Below are 23850 nucleotides of genomic sequence, written 5' to 3'. Positions count from 1 at the left end.
TCACGGCAGCGGCACGTGCAGCACCGCGCACGTGATGAAGGTGTCAAACCATCCCTGGGTGTTCATCGGCGGGAACAGCTCCACGCTCGACGTGTCGAAGGGATCGTCCTTCGACTCGTCCAGCCGTTGCCACAGGTGCACCGACACATCGAACGCATAGCCGCTCTGACTGCCGGCGGTGACGTGCAGCGCCAGCGCCTGGTCGCTGCGCAGCAGAACGCGTTCGCCGTCCATGGTCAACACCTGGACCGGGGAGCAGTAACGCCGATGAAAACGGTCCCGCACGGCGCCCCATTGGTTCAACGCCATCGGGCAACCGATCACCCCGCCGTGGTGCTTGCCCATCGCCAAGGTCTCCTGGCGCAGCTGCAACACCAGGCATTCGCCAAACCGCAGCAACTTCTCGGCGGCAACCTGCACCGGTTTGATAAAAGCGCGCAGCGTTTCAAGGCAGTTGTTGGCGGTCGCCAGTTGTGCCTGGGCCTTGGCGATGGTGGTGGTTTTCTTGAAGCTGCCCATCGCCTGCAAGGTGGTTTCGATGGCCTTGAGGGCGGTGGCGGCATTGCCGCGCTCAGCACATTTGAGGCCGAGCCGGTCGGCCAACGCACCGAGGTCGCGCAGCTCGTCACGCAAGTACTCAGCCGACTGGATCAGGCCCAGCCACACGATGTCCTGCGCTCTTTCCTGGGTGAGCGCCTGGCTGTCTTTCTCGCCCTTGGCCGGGGCTTCGGTGCCGCTGCGCTGGCGGTCCAGGGCCAGCAGTTCGTTGTCGCGCTTCAGCAGCCGGGGCTGATCGACCAGCGCCTTGCCGGCCGCCTGACTGGTGACGGGCCCGTTGATCCAGCGCACCAGGCGATCCACCGGCCAGGTGTGCACGGGATCGTCGGCAACCTGCGCCCCAGGGTCGGCCACCAACGTCAGCGCCCCAGCTGCGGGCGCGGGCCCGGCGAGAAATCGTTGGCGCTGGTTCAAGCGTTGCTGCGCGGCAGCCCGGGTGTGGCGCGTGAGCAGTTCGTGGCTTTGCAGGAGTTGGGGTGAAGTGGGCTGCTGGTTGCCCAAGCTGATCAGATAGGCTCGCGTGTAGCGGTAGGTCACCCCCGCGCAAGCGGTGATCCAGGCGTCGGCCTGGTCCAGCACCTCGCGTGCCAAGGTCGGGCAGTCGGGCAACACCGATCGATCCTTGCAGTCTGCAACCCGCTGGATCTGCACCCACAGCGGCTCGCAAAGGGCAAAGAGCGGAACGTCGCTGGCGAGCTGGCCCAGGTCCTGGGCCACATGACGGAAGATGCCCTGCCGCTCAGCCTTCACCAGTGCGTCAATGTTGGCAGCCAGCGCCCCATGGAATGCGCTGTCCATCGAAAACACCAGCCGGCGCAGGAGGCGGCGCACCTGGGTACTCAGCTGATCTGCCTGAGCCGGGATCAGCGCGGCTCCCACCGGCGCATCGTGGGCGGGCGGTGCCATCAGGAGCACCGCTTCCAGTCTGGCCAACAAATGGTTGATGGAGGCATGCGGTTCGGCCAATCCATGGTCGTCGTGCAGCCTCTCGCGCGCGCGCGAAACCTGGTCGTTGAGATAGATGCGTCGCGTGGTGCGCGACATCAGCAGACCCAATGCCACAAGATCGTCAATCTCCTGGCGACACGCATTGCCCGCCTTCACCAGATCGTTGAACGGTGGGCTCACCAACTTCTGAACGGTCAAGGCAGACTCGAACAGTGAAGCATCGACTTTCACGAAGCAGACCATGGTTTCCAGCGCGAACTTGAAGAGATCTTCGGACATCCAGTGGGCGGCCAGTGACAGGTAATCTTTGATGGCACCACGCTGCAACGGATTGAGCGACATCCCGGCGATCAACTTCACGAGTTCATCCTGCCGATCTTTCACCACGTCGGCAGGCTGACGCGGCGCATCCACGCAATCCCAGGGCGGAATCACGACGCGCAGGCACTGATGGACCTCGTCCCATTCAAACCATCCCAACATGACCATCTCCTGTTTGTGAGGGGGCAGCCAGTGTGGTCGGGGTGGTGCGCGTGCGTCCATCCCGTCGAACGCCGAGGGACTGGATCCGGCCCGTAAACTCGCCCCATGTCACTCAACATCACCGTCTATTCCAAGTCCGCCTGCCCGCAATGCGAGTCGGCCAAGATGCTGCTCAAGTCCCGATCGCTCGCCTTCGAAGAGATCCGGATCGATGACGAAACCGAGCGTCTGGCGTTCTACGAAAAATGTGGTCCGTCGGTGCGGCAGATGCCGCAGATCTTCATCAACGACCAACGCGTGGGAGGGCTGTCGGGTTTGCAGGCGGCGCTGGTCCAGCTGGGCAAGTGAGCGCGCTCGGGGTGTGCGCATCGGTTGCCTGCACGGTCAGGCGTTTCAAGCGCGTCATCGGTTGGTGAGCCGATTCACGCCACCAGCGCGGCGGGGCACGATGGGCTTTCCATCCCACCGTCCCAGACGCCATGCAAACCCCACCCACCCCCACACCGCCACGTTTCAACGCCGCACAGCGCAAGCCCAGGCACCCATCGCTGCTGCGCACCGACATCCGCAGCGCCGCCCTGCAGGAACTCACGTTGTTGCAAGCCAAGGGCCTGCTGGTCCAGGCACTTGAGGAGTTGCAGCACATCGACGTCGATGAGGCCGACCTGCAGCAGGCGGAACACTTCCACCACGCGTTTGTGCAGATCCTGCACACGGCCCGGGTGCTGCACGCCACGGTCGAGGCCCCCGTGCTGGAGCACATGGCGCACGCCCTGCGGCTGCACCACACCCGACACGACCGGGTGGCGCATGCCCTGGTGTCCGCCTGGGCCTGCGTGCCTCCCCAGGACCCAGGCCGACTGACGCTGGGCTTGCTCGGCAGCCTGCTGGCAGACGCAGCACCGCTGCCCGTCTGGGTGTCGCACCTGCTGCAACTGATGCCGTCGCCCCCCGGCACGGGCGGAGCCACCGACGGCTTGCAGCAGGTGATCGGGCTGCTGCAGCCGAGGCTGGACAGGCTGTCCCCCGCGCAGATGGCGAAGGCGCTGAGGCGCCTGGAAGCCGAGCCGGACCCGGCGGGCATGCAGCAGATCGTGGGCGACCTGGGCTTGCTCGCCCTGCCCTGGTCACCTGCCGCGGACATCGCGCAGCGGGTGGAGACGCCGCCCGACAATGATGAAACCCTGGTCTGGTTGTCGCACCAGCACCCGCCCCTGGTGTGTGTGGGCGACCAGCTGTGTGACGACCACTGGCTCCTCTCACCGCTGGGCCAAGGCACGCTGGAGCGTCTGCTGCAACTCTGCGCACGCCTGGAACCCCAGCCGGCGCGCCGGCTGCGCCACCAGTTGCTCCACCAGTTCTCCCACGCTGCGCGGCTGGCCCTGGTGCAACCGGACCGGCGCCACGCCTGCCTGGCCTTGCCGCCCCTGCAGCGCATCGTGCTGGCGATCGAGGCCGCACGCGACACCACAGACGCCGGTGAGGCCGACCCCTGGGTCGACGTGCTGCACTGGCTGGCACCCCACCGCAGCGGTCACCGTGCCCACCCGTCGTGCCCATCGGCACGCGCAGCCGTGGTGGACATCCTGCTGCTGGCCAGTCACGAACACCACCCGTTGCTGGCCTTGCGCACCTTGCACGATGCCCGCATCGATGCCGCACTCTGGCTGCCCTGCCTGGTGCGCCACAGCATGGCGCAACCGATGGGCTTGACCCGGCTGGTCCACCAACTGGACCGTGCGCACGCCACACGCGCCATCCACCACCAGCTGGCGAATGAAGTGATGCGACAAAGCCCGCCCGATCACCTGCCCGCCTTCGGCCTGGAGCTGGCGTTGACGGTCTTCCACGAACCGCTCGCACCGCGCGGGCTCAGCCGCGACCGGCTTCATGCCCTGGCGCGCGCGCAGGCGCGCTTCAGCTCCGGTTGGGTGAGCTTCTGCCTCCTGCTGCGTTTCATGGAACTCACCGACCGCTTCGGCTGCGTCGGTCTGAACCGCCACGATGGCGACTGGTTGCACGCATTCGCGCTCGAGCACTGCCAGCACCAGGCGCCGCACTTCGCGCCCAAGCCGATGATCGAAGCGCTGGAAGGTCTGTACGACGTGCTGGTGGGCCTGGGGCTCGATGCCGATCAGGTGTCGGACAGCTGCACGCTGCTGCTCGGACACGCGCCACCTGCCTGAGGGCGGCATCGGGCTGCGAATCGGGCGATCGGTTCAGATGGCCACGAGCTGGCGCACGCCCTTGGCCTGCATCTCGCTGCCGGGGCCGCTCGCAATCACCTCGCCACGCTCCATGACCACATACCGGTCGGCCAGGGCTTCGGCGAAGTCGTAGTACTGCTCCACCAGCACGATGGCCATGTTGCCGCGGTCGGCCAGCATGCGGATGACGCGGCCGATGTCCTTGATGATGTTGGGCTGGATGCCCTCGGTGGGCTCGTCCAGGAGCAGCAGCTTGGGGCCAGCCGCCAGCGCACGCGCGATCGCGAGCTGCTGCTGCTGCCCGCCCGACAGGTCACCACCGCGCCGGCCCAGCATCTGCTTGAGCACGGGGAACAACTCGAACAGCTCGGGCGGAATGGGCGTGCTGCCCTTCTTGTAGGCCAAGCCCATGAGCAGGTTCTCCTGCACGGTGAGGCGGCCGAAGATTTCGCGGCCTTGTGGCACGAAGCCCATGCCCATGCGGGCACGCTCATACGGCGTGGTGCCGGCAATGGGCACACCGTCGAGCGTGATGCTGCCGCTCTTGATGGGCACCAGCCCCATGAGCGACTTGAGCAGCGTGGTCTTGCCCACGCCGTTGCGACCGAGCACCACGGTCACCTGGCCGAGCTCGGCCTGCAGATTGACGTTGCGCAGGATGTGGCTGCCGCCGTAGTACTGGTTGATGTCTTTGACTTCGAGCAGGCTCATGTGTTTGTCCTCAGCGACCCAGATAAACCTCGATCACGCGTTCGTCCGCCTGCACCTCGTCCAGCGTGCCTTCGGCCAGCACCGCGCCGTCGCACAACACCGTGACCTTCTCCGAAATCGTGCGGATGAAGCTCATGTCGTGCTCCACCACCATCAGCGAATGTTTGCCCTTGAGCGTGAGGAACAGCTGCGCGGTGCGCTCGGTTTCTTCGTCGGTCATGCCGGCCACGGGTTCGTCGAGCAGCAGCAGCTTCGGGTCCTGCATCAGCAGCATGCCGATCTCCAGCCACTGCTTCTGGCCGTGGCTCAGCAGCCCGGCGTTGCGCTGCGCGCTGTCTTTCAGGTGGATCAGTGTCAGCATCTCGCCGATGCGGTCGAGCTGCTCGCCGCTGAGGCGGAAGAACATCGACGCGCGCACACCACGGTCGGCGCGCAGCGCCAGCTCCAGGTTCTCGAACACGCTCAGCTGCTCGAACACGGTGGGCTTCTGGAACTTGCGGCCGATGCCGATCGACGCGATCTCGTTCTCGCGCAGGCGCAGCAGGTCGATCGTCGAGCCGAAGTAGGCGTGCCCCAGGTCGGGCCGCGTCTTGCCGGTGATCACGTCCATCATCGTCGTCTTGCCGGCACCGTTCGGGCCGATGATGCAACGCAGCTCGCCAGCGCTGATGCTCAAGGACAGCGCATTCAAGGCCTTGAAGCCGTCGAAGCTGACGGTGATGTCATCGAGGTACAGGATGGCGCCGTGTGACACATCGAGTGTGCCGGGCTCGTGCAAGCGGCCGTAGCTGGCCTGGCGACCCCCGGAGCCGTTTTCAACGAGTGACTTTTCATCGCGGGCGCGGCGGATCTGGGCGCCGGCCTTCATCAGATCGGGGGTCATGAGGGATCGTCCTTCTTGCGACGCAGCAGGCCCACGATGCCGTTCGGCAGGAACAGCGTCACCGCGATGAACAAGGCCCCGAGGAAGTACAGCCAGAACTCGGGGAACACCTGCGTGAACCAGCTCTTGGCGCCGTTGACGAAGAAGGCGCCGACGATCGGCCCGATCAGCGTGCCGCGGCCACCCACTGCCGCCCAGATGGCGATCTCGATGCTGGCGGCCGGGCTCATTTCGCCCGGGTTGATGATGCCGACCTGCGGCACGTACAGCGCGCCGGCAATGCCGCACATCACCGCCGAGATGACCCAGATCGTCAGCTTGTATTTCAGCGGGTCGTAGCCGGTGAACATGACCCGCGTCTCGGCATCGCGGATGGCCTGCAGCACGCGGCCGAACTTGCTGGTGACCAGCCAGCGCGCGAACAGGAAAAAACCGATCAGCGTCAGCCCCGTCAGCACGAACAGCGTCATCCGCATGCCGGGTGTCGCGAGCGGCATGCCGAGGATGCGCTTGAAGTCGGTGAAGCCGTTGTTGCCGCCGAAGCCGGTTTCGTTGCGGAAGAACAGCAACATGGCGGCGAACGTGACCGCCTGCGTGATGATCGAGAAGTACACGCCCTTGATGCGCGAGCGGAACGCGAAGAAGCCGAACACGAAGGCCAGCAGCCCCGGCACCGCGACGATCAGGAACAGCGTGGCGACGAAGGAGTCGCTGAAGCCCCAGTGCCAGGGCAGCTCCTTCCAGTCGAGGAAGACCATGAAGTCGGGCAGGTCCGACTGGTAGTTGCCGTCGCGGCCGATCTGGCGCATCAGGTACATGCCCATCGCATAGCCGCCGAGCGCGAAGAACATGCCGTGGCCCAGCGACAGGATGCCGGTGTAGCCCCAGATCAGGTCCATGGCCAGCGCGCAGATGGCGTAGCACATGATCTTGCCGAGCAGGCCGACCATGTAGTCGCTCAGGTGGAAGGCGCTGCCTTCGGGCACAAACAGGTTGAGCAGCGGCGCGACAGCGCACACCACGAGCAAAGCGACGACGAAGGCGCTCCACCCGGCGCGGGTGAGCAGGGGGCCGGGTGCCGGCAAAACAGTGCTGGCGTCGGTGCTCATGCCGCCTCCCTGCCTTTCATGGCAAAGATGCCCTGGGGTCTTTTCTGGATGAAGACGATGATGAAGACCAGCACCGCGATCTTGGCCAGCACGGCGCCGGCCCAGCCTTCAATGAACTTGTTGAGCAGGCCCAGGCCGAGCGCGGCGTACACCGTGCCGGCGATCTGGCCCACGCCGCCGAGCACCACCACCATGAACGAGTCCACGATGTAGCTCTGGCCGAGGTCGGGGCCGACGTTGCCGATCTGGCTGAGCGCGCAGCCCGCCAGGCCCGCGATGCCCGAGCCGAGTGCAAACGCGTAGGTGTCGATGCGCGCGGTGTTCACGCCCATGCACGAGGCGATGGGCCGGTTTTGTGTGACGCCGCGAACAAAGAGACCCAGGCGGGTTTTGGTGATCATGAGCGTCACGCCCACCAGCACCGCCACCGCGAAGCCGATGATGATGATGCGGTTCCACGGCAGGTTGAGGTTGCCCAGAAACGTGACGCCGCCGCTCATCCAGCTCGGGTTTTCCACGCCCACGTTTTGCGCGCCGAAAAGGCTGCGCACCGCCTGCATGAGCACCAGCGAAATGCCCCAGGTGGCGAGCAGCGTTTCCAGCGGGCGGCCGTAGAGGAAACGGATCACCGAACGCTCCATGGCCGCGCCCACCAGGGCAGACGCGGTGAAGGCGATGGGCAAGGCAGCCAGCAGGTACCAGTCGAAATACTCGGGCAGCGACTGGCGAAAGAACACCTGCACCAGCCAGGTGGCGTAGGCACCGATCATGATGAGCTCGCCGTGGGCCATGTTGATCACGCCCATGAGCCCGTAGGTGATGGCCAGGCCGAGTGCCGCCAGCAGCAGGATGGAGCCGAGGCTGATGCCGGTGAAGGCCTGCGCCAGGGTGTTGCCCAAAGCCAGCATGCGGTCGATGCCCTTGAGCGAATCGGCCAGCGCGGCTTTCACGCCGGCATCGGTTTCCTTGTCCATTTGTTGCAGCAACAGCGGCCGCACGATGGGTTGTTTGGCTTCGCCGAGTTTTTGCGCAGCGGCCAGGCGCTGGGCCGGGTCAACGCTTGCGAGCAGCACGGCGGCCTGCGCCAGCTCCAGGTTCTGGCGTGCCTGCGCATCCAAGTTGCCAGCCAGGGCCTTGTCGATCAGCGCGAGCTGGCTGATGTCGGGTTCTTCAAAGGCGCTGCGCTGCAAGGTGCGCGCGGCTTCGCGCTGGCGTTCGGGCGCGGCCCCCACCAGCTCCATGCCGGCCAGCGCACTGTCCATGGCGCTGCGCAGGCGGTTGTTGATCATCACGTCGCCCGCGTCGTCGGGCAGCGGCAGCTTCTCGCCGGTCACGGCATCCACGGCAGCGTCGTCCACCACGATGAGGACCCGCTCACCCTGCAGGCGCACAGCTTCTTCGGCCATGGCCTTGATCAGCGCCGACGCTTTTTCGTCGGGCTCGGCCGCGAGCTTGTTCAGGGTGTCGATGCGCACATCGGTGTCACCGTCCACCAGGGCCAGGGCGTCGGCCGGTGTGAGGGCATGGGCGGCGCCCGCGCCCATCCAGATCGCCAAAAACAGCCCCAACAAACGGAGCCAACGAATCGTCATGTGAATTCCTAAGCCGACAAAAGCGATCACAGTGGCGCGCAGGCCCGCCATCCCAAGGGCATCGAGGGTCCGGCTCCGCCGGCCCCAGATGCCGTCCCCCCTCCCAGCGCCGCAGGCGCGCCAGAGAGGGGGGAAGCCGCGTCAGCGGCGCAGGGGGGTGTTACTTTTTCTCAGGAACGTTCTTCTTGCCCTTGTTCTCGGCGATGTAGTCGCTCCATGGGTCCGCAACCACCGGGCCCGGCGTCTTCCACACCACGTTGAACTGGCCGTCGGCCTTGATCTCGCCGATGAACACCGGCTTGTGCAGGTGGTGGTTTTCCTTGTCCATGGTGCTGGTGAAGCCACCCGGCGCCTTGAAGGTCTGGCCGGCCATGGCGGCGATCACCTTGTCGGTGTCGGTCGACTTGGCCTTGGTCACGGCCTGTGCCCACATGTTGATGCCGATGTAGGTGGCTTCCATCGGGTCGTTGGTCAGCGGCTTGTCCTTGTGGCCGGGGATGTTCTTGGCCTTGGCGTACGCGCTCCACTTCTTCACGAACTCGGTGTTGGCCGGGCTCTTGATGCTCATGAAGTAGTTCCAGGCGGCCAGGTGGCCCACCAGCGGCTTGGTGTCCACGCCGCGCAGCTCTTCTTCGCCCACCGAGAAGGCGACCACAGGCACGTCCTTGGCGGAGAGACCGGCGTTGCCCAGTTCCTTGTAGAACGGCACGTTGGAGTCACCGTTGATGGTGGAGACCACGGCCGTCTTCTTGCCTTCGGACGAGAACTTCTTGATCTTGGCAATGATGGTCTGGTAGTCGGAGTGACCGAACGGGGTGTACTCCTCCATGATGTCGGCGTCGGCCACGCCCTTGGCCTTCAGGAAGGCGCGCAGGATCTTGTTGGTCGTGCGGGGGTACACGTAGTCGGTGCCCAGCAACACCCAGCGCTTGGCCGAACCGCCGTCCTTGCTCATCAGGTATTCCACCGCGGGAATGGCCTGCTGGTTGGGCGCGGCACCGGTGTAGAACACATTCTTGCTCAGCTCTTCACCTTCGTATTGCACGGGGTAGAACAGCAGGCCGTTGGCCTCTTCCACCACCGGCAGCACCGACTTGCGCGACACCGAGGTCCAGCAGCCAAAGATCACGGCGACCTTGTCCTGCGTGAGCAGCTGTTTGGTTTTTTCAGCGAACAGCGGCCAGTTGGACGCCGGGTCCACCACCACGGGCTCCAGCTTCTTGCCCAGCAGCCCGCCCTTGGCGTTGATCTCGTCGATCGCCATCAGCACCGTGTCCTTGAGCACGGTTTCCGAAATGGCCATGGTGCCCGAGAGGCTGTGCAGCACGCCGACCTTGATGGTCTCCTGGGCGTGGGCGCTCAGGCCGGTGAAGCCGAGCGTGGCGACCGTGGCTGCGGCAGCCAAGGTCTTGAGTGTGAAACGGCGGGCGTTTGCAGTGGTGGGGGTGGTCGACATGGCGCTTCTCCTGTGTTCCTGGGGTCCCGTGAGGGGTTGGTGTTGGCGCCGCCGGCTGCCCTCTTCGGGCGTGGCTCAGCGGACAACCGAATGCTAGGGAAGACACCCCAGGGCGTATGTACGCCGGGTGGCGTACGCCGTTTGCCGGGAAGCGCGATCGACATGAAAAAGGCCAGCGCGAAGCTGGCCTTTGTCGATGCATTGCAGGTCGGCGTGCTTCAGCCTGCCGGCACCAGAAAGTCCTTGCTGATACGCCCGCCCAGTTCGTTCACCCGGTCGAGGAACTGTGTCAAGAAGGCGTGCAGGCCGGTGGCCAGGATCTCGTCGATTCGGGCGTACTGCAGGTCGGCCTTGAGCTTGCCGGCGCGGCGCAGGGTTTCGGCCGACAGGTCGTTGGAGACCACGGCGAGGTTGTTGACCACTTCGTTCAGGCTGGCGGCCAGGCTGCGCGGCATGTCGGCGCGCAGGATGAGCAGCTCGGCCACGCGCTCGGGCGAGATCACGTCGCGGTAGACCTTGCGGTAGACCTCGAAGCCGCTCACGCTGCGCAGGATGGCGCTCCAGTGGTAGAAGTCGTATTCCTGATCGAGCTCGCTGGCGTTGCCGAAGAAGTCGCTGTGCACGGCGTGGAACTTCACATCCAGCAGGCGCGCGGTGTTGTCGGCCCGCTCCAGGAAGGTGCCCATGCGGTAGAAGTGGAACGCTTCGTCTTGCAGCATGGTGCCGATGGCCACGCCGCGCGAGAGGTGCGAGCGGAACTTGACCCACTCGAAGAATTCGCTGGGGTCGCGCTCGAAATTCTTGCTCTTGAGCATGCGGCCGAGTTCGAGCCAGGTCTGGTTCTGCGTTTCCCACAGCTCGGTGGTGAGCGCGCCGCGCACCGCGCGGGCGTTTTCACGCGCGGCCTTCAGGCAGGTGGCGATGCTCGACGGGTTGGACTCGTCGCGCACCATGAAGTCGAGCACGTTGCGCGGCGTGATTTCCTGGCCGTACTTCTTGTTGTAGGCGGGCATGAGCTCGCTGATGACCAGCAAGCCTTCCCAGCCCACCTGCGCCACGGCGGCGGACTGCGGCAGCAGCGAGGTCTGGTAGTTCACGTCGAGCATGCGGGCGGTGTTCTCCGCGCGCTCGGTGTAGCGGGACATCCAGAAGAGGTGGTCGGCGGTGCGCGAAAGCATGGTACGTCCTTGATCAGTGGGGGTCAGGGCTGAAGATCCGCCCCCAGGCATTCAATTCAATCTTCCAGAACCCAGGTGTCCTTGGTGCCACCACCCTGCGAGGAGTTGACGACCAGCGAACCGTCTTTCAACGCCACGCGGGTGAGGCCGCCCGGCACCATCTGCACTTCCTTGCCACTGAGCACGAAGGGGCGCAGGTCGATGTGGCGCGGGGCCACGCCGCTTTGCACATAGGTGGGGCAGGTGGAGAGCGAGAGCGTGGGTTGTGCGATGTAACCACTGGGGTTGGCCTGCACGGCCTTGCGGAAATCCTCGATCTCGGCCTGGGTGGAGGCCGGGCCGACCAGCATGCCGTAGCCGCCGGCGCCGTGCACCTCTTTGACCACCAGGTCCTTCATGTTGGCGAGCATGTACTTGAGGTCTTCGGCGTCGCGTCCCATGAAGGTGGGCACGTTGCTCAGGATCGGTTTCTGGCCCAGGTAGAACTCGATCATCTTGGGCACATAGGGGTAGATCGACTTGTCGTCGGCCACACCGGTGCCCACCGCGTTGCAGATGGCCACGTTGCCGCTGCGGTACACGCTGAGCAGGCCTTCGCAGCCGAGCGTGGAGGTGGGGCGGAACACCGAGGGGTCGAGGAAGTCGTCGTCCACCCGGCGGTAGATCACGTCCACCCGCTTGGGGCCGCGCGTGGTGCGCATGTAGACGAAGTTGTCCTTGACGAAGAGGTCTTGGCCCTCCACCAGCTCGATGCCCATCTGCTGCGCGAGGAAGGCGTGTTCGAAGTAGGCGCTGTTGTACATGCCGGGCGTGAGCACCACCACCGTGGGCTCGGCCGTGGTGGCCGGGCTCACCGCGCGCAGGGTTTCCAGCAGCAGGTCGGGGTAGTGGGCCACGGGGGCCACGCGGTTCTCACCGAAGAGCTCGGGGAAGAGCCGCATCATCATCTTGCGGTCTTCGAGCATGTAGCTCACGCCGCTGGGCACGCGCAGGTTGTCCTCGAGCACGTAGTAGCTGCCGGTGCCGTCGGCATTGCCGGCGCGCACGATGTCGATGCCGGCGATGTGCGAATAAACGCCGCAGGGCACGTCGACGCCCATCATCTCGGGCCGGAATTGCGCGTTCTTGAAGATCTGGTCACCCGGGACGATGCCGGCCTTGATGATTTCCTGGTCGTGGTAGACGTCGTGGATGAAGCGGTTGAGCGCGGTCACACGCTGCACCAGGCCCTCTTCCATGCTGTGCCACTCGTGCGCCGGGATGATGCGGGGAATCAGGTCGAACGGGATCAGGCGCTCGGTGCCGGAGCCGTCCTCGTCTTTGGCGCCGTACACCGCAAAGGTGATGCCGACACGCCGGAAGATCATTTCAGCCTCTTCCCGGCGGGCCGCCATCACCTCTTCGGGCTGCTGCGCCAGCCAGCGGGCGTAGTTCTCGTAATGGGCCCGGACCTCGCTGGGCGAGGCATTCATTTCGTCAAACATGGGTCTGCTCATGGGCTTTTTTCTCCTGCCCACAGCATAGCAAGGAGCGGGCCAGCAAAAGGCCGGCACAGGGCTTTCCTTCATCTTTTGACGGCAGAGGCTCTTACGGAAAACCCTGTGAAGCCGCACCCCCGGGTCGACTTCTAATCGAGGGCCGCGTTGGCGCGAGCCAACATCCGTGCGAGTCGAACCGGGAGTTCTGCCATGAATGCCAGCCAGCATCAGCACATTGCCGCGGTGATGCGAGTGGCCGAAAGCGGCCTGGGCGCGCCGGTGGCCATCGGCAACGAGCGGGTCATCCGCGAGTCGTGGCACCGTTGCGTGCACCAGCACCAGCTGGACCCCACGCGCATGCAGGAGGCGGTGATCCTGCCGCAAGCGCGCCTGCGGGAGCACCAGGACCAGATGGAGGCTTTCCTGCACATCGCGCGGCACGGCCTGGAGTCGCTCTACACCAAGGTGGCGGGGCTGGGCTACGTGGTGCTGCTCACCGACGCGCGCGGCGTCACGGTCGATTTTCTGGGCGACCTGGTGTTCGAGCCCAGCCTGCGCAAGGCCGGGCTGTACCTGGGTGCGGACTGGAGCGAGCAACACGCCGGCACTTGCGGGGTGGGCACCTGCATCACCACCGGGCAGGCGCTCACCGTGCACCTGGACGACCACTTTGACGCCACCCACATCCCGCTCACCTGCACCACCGCACCCATCTTCGACAGCAAGGGCGTTCTCAGCGCGGTGCTCGACATCTCCCAGCTCAGCTCGCAGCAACCCAAGGCCAGCCAGCACCTCGCGCTGCAACTGGTGCAGATGTACGCGCACGACATCGAGAACGCCGCGTTCCTGCACCGGCACCGCCGCGACTGGATCCTTCGGCTCTCCGCGGCGCCCCAGTTCCTCGACGTGCAGCCCGAGTACATGCTGGCACTCGACACCAACGGTCGCGTGATCGGGCACAACCGCCGCGCCCAGCTGGCGTTTGAGCGCCCCGGTGCGCAGGCCCTGACCGATCTGCGCTTCGAAGACCTGTTCGATGTGCCGTTCTCCCGCATCGGCGACTTCGTGCAGGCGCGCCCCTCGGACCAGCGCGCGCTGATGCCCACCAACAAGCGCCAGCTCCTGTTCCTCTCTGCGTCCCCCCCGCCCCCGCGCCTGAGCGCTGCACAGAGCGCCCCACCGTCGCCCTTGCCGCAGCCGCTGCGCGCCCTGTCGGCGGGCGACGCCACGCTGGAGCGACAGATCCACCGCGCCGCGCGCCTGGTGAACTCGCCCATCAGCTTGCTGGTGACCGGCGAAACCGGGGTGGGCAAGGAGTATTTCGCCAAGGCGGTGCACGCCAGCAGCGAGCGGCGCCACCGGCCGTTCGTGGCGGTGAACTGCGCCGCCATCCCCGAAAGCCTGATCGAGAGCGAACTCTTCGGGCATTTGCCCGGCAGCTTTTCCGGGGCGGCGCCCAGAGGCAAACGCGGCCTGATCCCGGAAGCCGATGGCGGCACCCTGTTCCTGGATGAAATCGGCGACATGCCGCTGGCCCTGCAGGCGCGCCTGCTGCGCGTGCTCTCGGAGCGCGAGGTGCTGCCGGTCGGCGCGCTCAAGCCCGTGCCCGTGAACATCCGCGTGATCGCTGCGACCCACGCGCCGCTGGAGGCACTGGTGAAGGCGGGGCGCTTCCGCGACGATCTGTACTACCGCCTCAACGGTGCCCACATCGACCTGCCCCCGCTGCGCGAACGCTCCGACCTGGGCGCCATGGTCGAGCGCATGCTCGACGGCAAGACGCTGACGCCGCCCGCCCGCGCCCGGCTGCTGGCGCACGACTGGCCGGGCAACCTGCGCGAACTGCGCAACGCGCTGGACTTCGCCATGAGCGTGAGCCGAACGCCCACCATCGATGTGGATGACCTGCCCGAGCTGAGACCGCGCTCGCCGATGACCACCCCCTTCCGTGCGGCGGCCCCGCCCGCCGAAAACCCGGCCTCGGACGATGCCCTGCTGGAAGCGCTCACCCAGGCGCAGTGGAACGTGAGTGCCGTGGCGCGGCAGCTCGGGCTGTCGCGCATGACGATGTACCGCCGCATGAAACGCGCGGGCATCGTGTCGCCCAACCGGCAGCCCACGCTGCCGTGACAGGTGTCACAGGCGGGGTGTCACACCGTGACAGGTGAACACCCCCGCGTTCAAAAAAATACCGTTCTGATTCAAAGACTTGACGTTCTCCGCGTGCTGGCACGGGTCTTGTGATGGTTGAGCCGGTCGAACCTTCATGTTGAAGGCGACCCACAACAGGAGACAAGACCCATGACCCACACCCCTTCCCAAAGGGCATCGAGCTGGCTGTCGGATTTCGAGACCGCCTTGTCCACCGGCGACATCCATGCCGTCACGTCCGCCTTCACCGAGGACAGCTTCTGGCGCGACCTCGTGGCCTTCACCTGGAACATCCGCACGCAGGAAGGCCGCCCCGCCATCGCGGCCATGCTGCGCGATCGCCTGGCCGACACAGCGCCCAGCCACTTTGCGCTCGAAGGCGAGGCCACCGAGGCCGACGGCATTGTGGATGCCTGGTTCACTTTCGAGACCACCGTGGCCCGCGGCCGAGGGCACCTGCGCCTGAAGGCCACGCCCCAAGGCGACCAGGCCTGGACCTTCCTCACGACCATGACCGAGCTCAAGGGTTTCGAGGAAAAGCGCGGCGACAACCGCATCAAAGGGGCCGAGCACGGATCGAAAAAAGCGCGCAAGAGCTGGCTGGAGCTGCGGCAGGAAGAAGAAGCGAAACTGGGTTACGAGGAGCAGCCGTATGTGCTGATCATCGGCGGCGGTCAGGGCGGCATCATCCTCGCGGCCCGCTTGAAAAAGCTGGGTGTGCCCACCATCGTGGTGGAGAAAAACGCGCGGGCTGGCGACAGCTGGCGCAACCGCTACAAATCGCTCTGCCTGCACGACCCGGTGTGGTACGACCACCTGCCCTACATGCCCTTCCCGGACGACTGGCCGGTGTTCGCGCCCAAGGACAAGGTGGGCGACTGGCTGGAGATGTACACTAAGGTCATGGAGCTCAACTACTGGGGCTCGACCACCGCCAAAAAAGCGCGGTTCGACGAGGCCAAAGGCGAGTGGGAAGTGGTGGTGGAACGCGACGGCCAGGAAGTGACCTTGCGCCCCAAGCAGCTGGTGTTTGCGCTGGGGGTGTCGGGCTACGCCAACGTGCCGAAGATCGCCGGCGCCGAGACCTTCCTGGGCGACCAGCACCATTCCAGCAAGCACCCCGGACCCGAGGCCTGCCAGGGCAAGAAGGTGGTGGTGCTGGGCTCCAACAACTCGGCGCACGACATCTGCGCAGCGCTGTGGGAAAACGACGTCGATGTGACCATGGTCCAGCGCAGCAGCACGCACATCGCACCGTCGGATTCGCTGATGGAGCTGGCCTTGGGCGGGCTGTACTCGGAGCAGGCGGTCAAGAGCGGCATCGACCACCACAAGGCCGACCTGATCTTCGCCAGCGTGCCCTACAAGATCATGCACACCTTCCACATCCCGGTGTACGACGAGATGAAGAAGCGCGATGCCGATCTGTACGGCCGCCTGGAGAAGGCCGGCTTCATGCTCGATTTCGGTGACGACGGCTCGGGTCTGTTCATGAAGTACCTGCGCCGGGGCTCGGGCTACTACATCGACGTGGGCGCCTGCGAACTGGTGGCCAACGGCAGCATCAAGCTCAAGAGCGGTGTGAACATCGAACGCATCAACCCCCAATCCGTGACGTTGACCGATGGCACGGAGTTGCCCGCCGACGTGCTGGTCTATGCCACGGGGTTCGGCTCCATGAACCACTGGCTGGCGGATCTGGTCTCTCCCGAGGTGGCGGACCGCGTGGGCAAGGTCTGGGGCCTGGGTTCGGCCACGACCAAGGACCCGGGGCCTTGGGAAGGTGAGTTGCGCAACATGTGGAAACCCACCAACCAACCGCAGCTGTGGATCCACGGGGGCAACCTGCACCAGAGCCGGCACTACTCGCAATTCCTCTCGCTGCAGCTCAAGGCGCGCTACGAGGGCTTGTCGACACCGGTGTACGAGCAGGCGGCGGTGCACCACCTGCGCTGAGCCCCGCGGCCTGGCCAGCACCGGCGTGGTGCCAATAGCGCCGGTGTTCCTCCCGGTGGCAGTGCACCACCTCGGGCTCGGCGCTGCGCCAGGTCGCTGCGCCGCAGTCCGGTGAATTCACCCAACGCACGCCGCGCTGCCGGTAGCGCTCCAGCACGGCGGGCGCCGGGTGGCCGAACCGGTTGCGGTAACCCGACTGCACCAGCACCCAGCGCGGCTGCAAGGTGTTGAGCAGCACCGGGCTGCTGGAGGTGAGGCTGCCATGGTGCGGCGCGAGCAGCACGGTGGCGCGGTCATCGGGCCGGGCCAGGGCCAGTTGCACCTCGCGCGCGGCGTCGATGTCGCCACCGAGCCAAGCGCTGTGGCGTGCGCTGGCCACGCGCAACACGCACGACATGGCGTTGCTGCTCAGCAGGCCCTCGCCTTCGGGGCCGTAGTCGTCGGGCAGCGGGCGCAGCACCTCGAAGTCCACGCCGTCCCAGCTCCAGCGCTGACCCGCCACGCAGCGCTCGGGTGCATCGGCACTGAACGACGACAACCAGCGGGCCCGCGGGTGCGCCGCGCGAACCGCCCCGGCCCCACCGGCGTGATCGCTGTCGCGGTGGCTCACCACCACCGCATCGAGCCGCTCGCCCAGCGCGCGCAGCAACGGCAGCACCACGCGTTCGCCGGCATCGCTGTCGGGGCCAAAGCGCGGACCGGTGTCGAACAGCAGGCTGTGGCCGGCGGTGCGCACCAGCACGGCGCTGCCCTGCCCCACGTCCAGCGCAAGCAACTCGAACTGCCCCGGCGCCGGGCGCGGCGGCGCATACAGCAACACGGGTGCCAGCAACAACAAGCCCGCCGAGCGCACCACCCACGGCAGGCGCAACACCAGCAGTGCGCCGCCGGCGACCGCCGCCAACGCCAAGGGCCACGGTGCCGCCGGTCGAAACACCGCGGCCCAGGCGGCTTGCCCCATCCACTGCAGTCCCGAGGCCATGGCCTGCACCACCCAGGCCGCCACGTCCCACAGCGGCGGCAAGGCCACGCCCAGCATGGCCAGGGGCGTGATGAGCAAGGTCACCACCGGAATGGCCGCCAGGTTGGCCAGCAAGCCCACCACCGAAAACTGCCCGAACAACAGCAGCGTGAGCGGCGCCAGCGCGATGGTCACCACGCCCTGCTCGCGCACCAACCCCGCCACCGATCGACCCGCACGCCCCAGCACCCCGCCCCCGGATGGGCGCTGCGTGCGCCCGGGGTCGGTGGCAAACAGAATGCCCACCGCCACAAAACTGAGCCAGAAGCCCGGCTGCATCAGCGCCCACGGATCAAGCAACAACACGGCCGACATGGCCAGCAGCCACACCACCGGCCAGGGCCAGTGCCGCACCCCGAGGCGCAAACCCACCACCACGGCCAGCATGATGACCGTGCGCTGCGCCGGCACACCCCAGCCGGAAAACAGCGCATAAGTCGCCGCCAGCGCCACGCCGCCCCAGCCGGCCACCACCGGCACGGGCACCGCCAGCAAGGCCTGCGGCCAGACCGGTGCCAACCGGCGCCAGCCCCAGGCCAGCAGCGCGGTGGCCAGCCAGGCGAACATGGTCACGTGGAGCCCGGAAATGCTCATCAGATGCGCAACGCCCGTGGTGCGGAACAGCGCCCAGTCGTCCCGGTCGATCGCGGACTGGTCGCCCACCACCAGTGCCGCCAGCACCCCGGCGGCGCGCGGATCGTCCACGCGCTCGTCGATGCGCTCGCTCACGCGCTGGCGAATGGCCTCCAGCGGGTGGTGCCAGGTGGACCCCAAGTGCTCGGGCGCCGGGTCGCGCGGGCCGCTCTTCACGTGGCCCGTGGCCTGGATGCCGCGCTCCCAGAGCCAGTGCTCACGGTCAAAACCGTGGGGGTTGGACAGGCCGTGCGGGCTGCGCAGGCGCACCGTGAAGCGCCAGCGGTCCCCGGCCCGCACGGTGGGGCCACGGCTGGCCAGTTCCCACAACGGCCCTTCGGCAGCGGCCCCCCATCCGCTGGTCCAGCCGAGCTGGATGCGCTCGGGCACGGTGACCGCCTGACCCGCACGGGTGGCCGACTCGACCACCAGGTCAAACCGCTCGCCTTGCGCAGTGCGCTGGGGCAAAGCCGCCACGCGGCCGACCAGTTCGATGTCGACGCCCTGAAGGGCCGGGTCCAGCGCGTGGCTGGCGAAGTGCGCGGCGCGGGCGCCGGTGAGCCCAAAGCCGATGAGGCCACCCGCCAGGAAAGCCAGCACAACGCCCCTGGCTCGACCCGCCCGACGCGAAACCAGCGCCAAGAACACACCGGCGCACAGCACCCAGGCGTACACCCACCAGGGCCACAACGCCGGCTGCTGCAGTTGCAGCGCCACGCCCAGCACCCAGCCCGGCCCACCCGCCAGCCAACCCACGCGCATGGTCAGCGGATCGGCTGGCGCACCGCTGCGATTGCAGTGCTTGCGGTGCCGTCATCGTTCTTTGGCGCAAGACTTGCTAGGATGAGACCGAACGCCCACGGCCCAGCCTTTGCCCGACGATCCATTGTTTCCTCCCCGTTGAAAGCCCCCACATGGCCATTCATGTTGCCCTGAGCCACATCACGCATTATCGATACGACCGGCTCGTCAAACTCGGCCCCCAGGTGGTCCGTTTGCGCCCCGCGCCGCACAGCCGCACCAAGGTGCTGTCGTACTCCCAGCGCATCGAGCCCGAGGGCCATTTCATCAACTGGCAGCAGGACCCGTTTGCCAACTACCAGGCCCGCCTGGTCTTCCCGGAGCCCACCACCGAGTTCAAGGTCACGATCGACCTGGTGGTGGAAATGGCGGTCTACAACCCGTTCGACTTTTTCCTGGAGCCGCGCGCGGAGAACTTCCCGTTCAGCTACGACGAAGAACAGAAAAAGGAGCTCGCGCCCTACCTCGTCACCGCGCCCATGACGCCACTGCTCAAGGCGTATCTCGCCACGATTGACCGCAAGGAACGCCGCACCATCGACTTTCTGGTGGATGTGAACCAGAAGCTGCAGAACGCGATCTCGTACACCATCCGCATGGAGCCGGGTGTGCAGGCGCCCGAAGAAACGCTCAAGCTGGGCAGCGGCTCCTGCCGCGACACCGGCTGGCTGCTGGTGCAGATCCTGCGCCACATGGGCCTGGCCGCGCGCTTTGTATCGGGCTACCTGATCCAGCTCAAAAGCGACGTGAAATCGGTCGACGGCCCCAACGGCCCCGAGCAGGATTTCACCGACCTGCACGCCTGGTGCGAAGTGTTCCTGCCCGGCGCCGGCTGGATCGGCCTGGACCCGACCTCGGGCCTGCTCGCCGGTGAAGGCCACATTCCGCTGGCCTGCACGCCGCAGCCCTCCAGCGCGGCGCCGGTGGAAGGCGCCATGGACAAATGCGAGGTGGAGTTCAGCCACCACATGGGCGTCACCCGGGTTTACGAATCCCCCCGCGTGACCCTGCCCTACACCGACGACCAGTGGGCCGGCGTGGTGGCGCTGGGCGAGAAGGTCGATGTGGACCTGCAGAAACACGACGTGCGCCTGACCATGGGCGGTGAGCCCACCTTCGTGGCCACCAGCGACCGCGACGCGGGCGAATGGAACACCGACGCGCTCGGCCCGACCAAGCGCGGCTACGCCACCGAACTGCTCAACCGCCTGCGCGTGGAGTACGGCGCCGGTGGTTTCGTGCACATGGGTCAGGGCAAGTGGTACCCGGGCGAGCAGTTGCCGCGCTGGGCGCTCTCCATGTTCTGGCGCGCCGACGGCGAGACCATCTGGAACAACCCCGCGCTGCTGGCCGACGAGCGCGATGAAAAACACTACACCGCCGACGACGCGCGCCGCTTCACGCAGGCGCTGGCCCGCAAGCTCGGCCTGTCCACCCAGTACATCACCCCCGGGTTTGAAGACACCTGGTACTACCTCTGGCGCGAGCGCCGCCTGCCGGTCAACGTGGACCCGTTCGACGCCAAGCTCGACGACGAGCTGGAACGCGCGCGCCTGCGCCGCGTGTTCACCCAGGGCCTGGAGGCCACGGTGGGCTACGTGCTGCCGCTGCAGGCCTCGGGGCCCAACGGTGCGCTGTCCAACAACGGCAAAAGCGCGTACGCCCGCGTCTCGGGCACCGTGTGGTCCACCGGCCCCTGGTTCTTCCGCGACGAGCGCATGTACCTCGTGCCCGGCGATTCGCCCATGGGCTACCGCCTGCCGCTGGACTCGCTGCCCTGGGTCTCGGCCGGTGACTACCCGTACCACATCGAACAGGACCCGCACACCGCACGCGACCCGCTGCCGCGCGGCGCCGCCGTGAAGCACCAGGTCTCGCCGCACCAGGTGGGCGGGGGTTTTGCCGAAGGCGGCACGGTCTCCATGCAGGGCATGGACTTCGACCCCGACGCCGAGACCGTGGAAGGCCTGCGCGCGGGCCAACCCGGCCCCGGTGCCGCACCGGCACAAGCCTTGTCGGCCCGCTTCCCGCAGCGTGCCGAATCGGCCGCCTGGCTCACCCGCACCGCGCTCTGCGTGGAAGCCCGCGACCCACACCGCTCCAACGGCCCCAAGGCCGAAAAAGCCGGCGGCGGCAAGATCCAGCACCTCTACGTGTTCATGCCGCCCATGGCGCACCTGGAGGACTACCTGGATTTGCTGGCCGCGGTGGAAGCCACGGCCGAGCGCCTGGGCATGACCATCGTGCTGGAGGGCTACCCGCCACCGCGCGACCCGCGCCTGAAGATGCTGCAGATCACGCCCGACCCGGGCGTGGTGGAGGTCAACATCCACCCCGCCCACACCTGGGGCGAGCTGGTGGAGCACACCGAGTTCCTGTACGAGGCCGCGCACCAGACCAAGCTGTGCGCCGAGAAGTTCATGACCGATGGCCGTCACACCGGCACCGGTGGTGGCAACCACTTCGTGATGGGTGGCGCCACCCCGGCCGACTCGCCCTTCCTGCGCAAACCCGAGCTGCTCGGCAGCCTGATCGCCTACTGGCACAACCACCCCTCGCTGTCTTACCTGTTCAGCGGTCTCTTCATCGGCCCGACCAGCCAGGCGCCGCGCGTGGACGAAGCGCGCAACGACCAGCTGTACGAGCTGGAAATCGCGCTCGCGCAGATCGAGAAGAACCGCACCACCTACGGCGACCACATGCCGCCCTGGATGGTCGACCGCACACTGCGCAACATCCTGATCGACGTGACGGGCAACACGCACCGCAGCGAGTTCTGCATCGACAAGCTGTACTCGCCCGACTCGCCCACCGGCCGCCTGGGTCTGCTGGAACTGCGCGCGTTTGAAATGCCGCCGCACGCGCGCATGAGCATTGCGCAGCAACTGCTGCTGCGCGCCCTGGTGTCGCGCTTCTGGCAAAAGCCGTGGCACGGCCGCCTCACCCGCTGGGGCACCGAGCTGCACGACCGCTACCTGCTGCCCACCTACGTGCGAATGGACTTCGAGGACGTGCTCGCCGACCTCGCCGACTTTGGCTACCCATTCGACATGGCCTGGTTCGACCCGCACTTCGAATTCCGCTTCCCCATGGTCGGCCAGGTGGCGGCGCGCGGCATCGAACTCACCCTGCGCAGCGCGCTGGAGCCCTGGCACGTGATGGGCGAAGAAGGCGCGCCCGGCGGCACCGTGCGTTATGTGGACTCCTCACTGGAACGCATCGAGGTGCGCGTGAAAGGCTGGAACGACAGCCGCCACGTGATCACCTGCAACGGCCGCGCCATTCCGATGCAGACCACCGGCACCGCTGGTGAATACGTGGCCGGTGTGCGCTACAAGGCGTGGAGCCCGCCCTCGGCGCTGCACCCCTCGATCCCGTCGCACGCGCCGCTCACCTTCGACATCGTCGACACCTGGATGAAGCGCTCCATGGGCGGTTGCCAGTACCACGTGGCGCACCCGGGCGGACGCAACTACGACACGTTCCCGATCAATGCCTACGAGGCCGAGAGCCGCCGCATGTCGCGCTTCTTCCAGATGGGGCACACCCCGGGCCACATGGACGTGAAGCCGGCCAGCAGCAGCCGCGAGTTCCCGGCCACGCTGGACCTGCGCTACTGACCACCCGGCAGGTGGCCCGCCTTGTGTGACGGAAGCAACAAGGCGGGCACACCGGCAGGGCCTCGCCCACAGGGCAGCGGGCATACTCGGGTGCAGTGAACAACGACGCCTCCGACTCCCTGTTTGACGAGCTCAGTCCCGACCACCCCGGCGACTGGGCTTTGTCCTTGTCGGTCCCCGCCGACCCGGGCCACCGCGACGAACTGCGCGCCGGTGGCAAGTCCAGCGGCGACGCGCTGGCTCCCGCCTGGGACAGCTTCTTCGAGCACATCGGCACCGACGGTCTGGCCGACCTGAGCCGGCGCAACGACAACCTGCAGCGCCAGATTCGCGACAACGGCGTCACCTACAACGTCTACGCCGATGCCTCCGCCGGGCTGCAACGTCCCTGGGCACTGGACCTCTTCCCCATGCTGGTCAGCCCTCAGGACTGGGCACAGATCGAGACCGGTGTGCTGCAACGCACCCGCCTGCTCAACGCCATCATGGGCGACCTCTATGGCGAACGCGAACTGCTCAAACGCGCGCTGCTGCCCGCAGCCCTGGTGCAAGGCCACCCGGGGTATCTGCGCTCCATGCAGGGCGTGAAGCCGCCGGGCGACACCTGGCTGCACATCGTGGGCTTTGATCTCGCGCACGGGCCCGACGGCCGCTGGTGGGTGGTGGGGCAGCGAACGCAGGCGCCCTCGGGCCTGGGCTACCTGCTGGAAAACCGCATCGCGATTGCGCGCCAGTTCCCCAAGGCCTTCGCCGGCATGAAGGTGCAGCGCCTGGCCGCGAGCTACCGCGCGCTCATGGAAGGCATCAAGCGCATGTGCCCCGAAGGCGAGAACGCGCGCATCGCGCTGCTCACGCCGGGCCCGTACAACGAAACCTATTTCGAACACGCCTACCTCGCACGCTACCTCGGTCTCACGCTGGTGGAAGGCAACGACCTCACCGTGCGCGACCAGCGCCTCTACCTCAAGACGCTCAGCGGCCTCGAGCCGGTGCACGCGCTCATCAAGCGGCTGGACGACGAGTGGCTCGACCCGCTGGAGCTGCGCTCCGACTCGCGCCTGGGCG

At 66.7% G+C, this 23850-nt stretch carries 15 protein-coding genes; 6 read left to right on the top strand and 9 right to left on the bottom strand.

From position 1 onward, the window contains the following. On the bottom strand, window positions 1–1989 hold the full coding sequence (locus Q1W68_RS15000) for a hypothetical protein (RefSeq protein WP_300648764.1): 1989 nt from the start codon (window positions 1987–1989) through the stop codon (window positions 1–3). A 105-nt stretch (window positions 1990–2094) separates the two neighbouring features. Between Q1W68_RS15000 and Q1W68_RS14995 the strand changes: the two genes are divergently transcribed. Next, window positions 2095–2337 carry a glutaredoxin domain-containing protein gene (locus Q1W68_RS14995; RefSeq protein ID WP_300648766.1) on the top strand — a complete coding sequence of 81 codons (243 nt, stop codon included), beginning with the start codon at window positions 2095–2097 and terminating at the stop codon, window positions 2335–2337. A 131-nt stretch (window positions 2338–2468) separates the two neighbouring features. Beyond that, window positions 2469–4175 carry a hypothetical protein gene (locus tag Q1W68_RS14990; RefSeq protein ID WP_300648768.1) on the top strand — a complete coding sequence of 569 codons (1707 nt, stop codon included), beginning with the start codon at window positions 2469–2471 and terminating at the stop codon, window positions 4173–4175. Window positions 4176–4208: 33 nt separating this feature from the next. On the opposite strand, the gene urtE is transcribed toward Q1W68_RS14990, so the two are convergent. The 7 genes from urtE to Q1W68_RS14955 all read right to left on the bottom strand — a co-directional run bounded on the left by urtE (window position 4209) and on the right by Q1W68_RS14955 (window position 12621). Continuing rightward, a complete protein-coding gene (gene urtE / locus Q1W68_RS14985; RefSeq protein WP_300717029.1) occupies window positions 4209–4901 on the bottom strand; it encodes an urea ABC transporter ATP-binding subunit UrtE in 693 nt (230 codons plus the stop codon). Window positions 4902–4917: 16 nt separating this feature from the next. Then, a complete protein-coding gene (gene urtD / locus Q1W68_RS14980; RefSeq protein ID WP_300717027.1) occupies window positions 4918–5790 on the bottom strand; it encodes an urea ABC transporter ATP-binding protein UrtD in 873 nt (290 codons plus the stop codon). Continuing rightward, window positions 5787–6899, bottom strand: coding sequence for an urea ABC transporter permease subunit UrtC (gene urtC, locus Q1W68_RS14975; RefSeq protein ID WP_300717026.1), 1113 nt, complete (start codon window positions 6897–6899; stop codon window positions 5787–5789). Before urtC ends, urtD begins: the two co-directional genes overlap by 4 nt. Then, window positions 6896–8443 carry an urea ABC transporter permease subunit UrtB gene (urtB, locus tag Q1W68_RS14970; protein ID WP_300659508.1) on the bottom strand — a complete coding sequence of 516 codons (1548 nt, stop codon included), beginning with the start codon at window positions 8441–8443 and terminating at the stop codon, window positions 6896–6898. Before urtB ends, urtC begins: the two co-directional genes overlap by 4 nt. A 208-nt stretch (window positions 8444–8651) precedes the next feature. Further along, window positions 8652–9947, bottom strand: coding sequence for an urea ABC transporter substrate-binding protein (gene urtA, locus Q1W68_RS14965; RefSeq protein WP_300717025.1), 1296 nt, complete (start codon window positions 9945–9947; stop codon window positions 8652–8654). A 218-nt stretch (window positions 9948–10165) separates the two neighbouring features. Next, on the bottom strand, window positions 10166–11125 hold the full coding sequence (locus tag Q1W68_RS14960) for an alpha-E domain-containing protein (protein ID WP_300717024.1): 960 nt from the start codon (window positions 11123–11125) through the stop codon (window positions 10166–10168). A gap of 56 nt (window positions 11126–11181) precedes the next feature. Next, a complete protein-coding gene (locus Q1W68_RS14955; protein WP_300717023.1) occupies window positions 11182–12621 on the bottom strand; it encodes a circularly permuted type 2 ATP-grasp protein in 1440 nt (479 codons plus the stop codon). Between the two features lie 192 nt (window positions 12622–12813). On the opposite strand from Q1W68_RS14955, the gene Q1W68_RS14950 reads away from it, so the two are divergent. Then, window positions 12814–14733, top strand: a complete 1920-nt coding sequence (locus Q1W68_RS14950; protein WP_300648780.1) for a sigma-54-dependent Fis family transcriptional regulator — start codon at window positions 12814–12816, stop codon at window positions 14731–14733. A gap of 171 nt (window positions 14734–14904) precedes the next feature. After that, window positions 14905–16710: an NAD(P)/FAD-dependent oxidoreductase gene (locus Q1W68_RS14945; RefSeq protein ID WP_300717022.1), complete on the top strand. Its 1806-nt coding sequence runs from the start codon at window positions 14905–14907 to the stop codon at window positions 16708–16710. Here Q1W68_RS14945 and Q1W68_RS14940 read toward each other — a convergent pair. Then, window positions 16643–19126: a DNA internalization-related competence protein ComEC/Rec2 gene (locus tag Q1W68_RS14940; protein WP_300717021.1), complete on the bottom strand. Its 2484-nt coding sequence runs from the start codon at window positions 19124–19126 to the stop codon at window positions 16643–16645. The two genes, Q1W68_RS14945 and Q1W68_RS14940, sit on opposite strands and share 68 nt — an antisense overlap. Window positions 19127–19278: 152 nt before the next feature. On the opposite strand from Q1W68_RS14940, the gene Q1W68_RS14935 reads away from it, so the two are divergent. Then, entirely contained in the window at window positions 19279–22785 is a 3507-nt protein-coding gene (locus Q1W68_RS14935; RefSeq protein WP_300717020.1) for a transglutaminase family protein, read from the top strand. Window positions 22786–22880: 95 nt separating this feature from the next. Further along, window positions 22881–23850: circularly permuted type 2 ATP-grasp protein (locus tag Q1W68_RS14930; protein ID WP_300717019.1), on the top strand; the 970-nt coding region annotated here is incomplete at its 3' end.

It is taken from the genome of Hydrogenophaga sp., assembly GCF_030158645.1.
In the GTDB taxonomy this organism is placed as follows: Bacteria; Pseudomonadota; Gammaproteobacteria; order Burkholderiales; family Burkholderiaceae_C; genus Hydrogenophaga.
This window is presented reverse-complemented; position numbering and strand designations above follow the sequence as displayed.

Excerpts from the sequence above, each read along its gene's own strand:
- Q1W68_RS14955 (WP_300717023.1), bottom strand. The coding sequence starts at position 12,621 with ATGAGCAGACCCATGTTTGACGAAATGAATGCCTCGCCCAGCGAGGTC.
- Q1W68_RS14950 (WP_300648780.1), top strand. The coding sequence starts at position 12,814 with ATGAATGCCAGCCAGCATCAGCACATTGCCGCGGTGATGCGAGTGGCC.
- Q1W68_RS14945 (WP_300717022.1), top strand. The coding sequence starts at position 14,905 with ATGACCCACACCCCTTCCCAAAGGGCATCGAGCTGGCTGTCGGATTTC.
- urtC (WP_300717026.1), bottom strand. The coding sequence starts at position 6,899 with ATGAGCACCGACGCCAGCACTGTTTTGCCGGCACCCGGCCCCCTGCTC.
- Q1W68_RS15000 (WP_300648764.1), bottom strand. The coding sequence starts at position 1,989 with ATGTTGGGATGGTTTGAATGGGACGAGGTCCATCAGTGCCTGCGCGTC.
- Q1W68_RS14935 (WP_300717020.1), top strand. The coding sequence starts at position 19,279 with ATGGCCATTCATGTTGCCCTGAGCCACATCACGCATTATCGATACGAC.
- Q1W68_RS14995 (WP_300648766.1), top strand. The coding sequence starts at position 2,095 with ATGTCACTCAACATCACCGTCTATTCCAAGTCCGCCTGCCCGCAATGC.
- Q1W68_RS14960 (WP_300717024.1), bottom strand. The coding sequence starts at position 11,125 with ATGCTTTCGCGCACCGCCGACCACCTCTTCTGGATGTCCCGCTACACC.
- Q1W68_RS14990 (WP_300648768.1), top strand. The coding sequence starts at position 2,469 with ATGCAAACCCCACCCACCCCCACACCGCCACGTTTCAACGCCGCACAG.
- urtB (WP_300659508.1), bottom strand. The coding sequence starts at position 8,443 with ATGGGCGCGGGCGCCGCCCATGCCCTCACACCGGCCGACGCCCTGGCC.
- Q1W68_RS14940 (WP_300717021.1), bottom strand. The coding sequence starts at position 19,126 with ATGCGCGTGGGTTGGCTGGCGGGTGGGCCGGGCTGGGTGCTGGGCGTG.
- urtD (WP_300717027.1), bottom strand. The coding sequence starts at position 5,790 with ATGACCCCCGATCTGATGAAGGCCGGCGCCCAGATCCGCCGCGCCCGC.
- urtA (WP_300717025.1), bottom strand. The coding sequence starts at position 9,947 with ATGTCGACCACCCCCACCACTGCAAACGCCCGCCGTTTCACACTCAAG.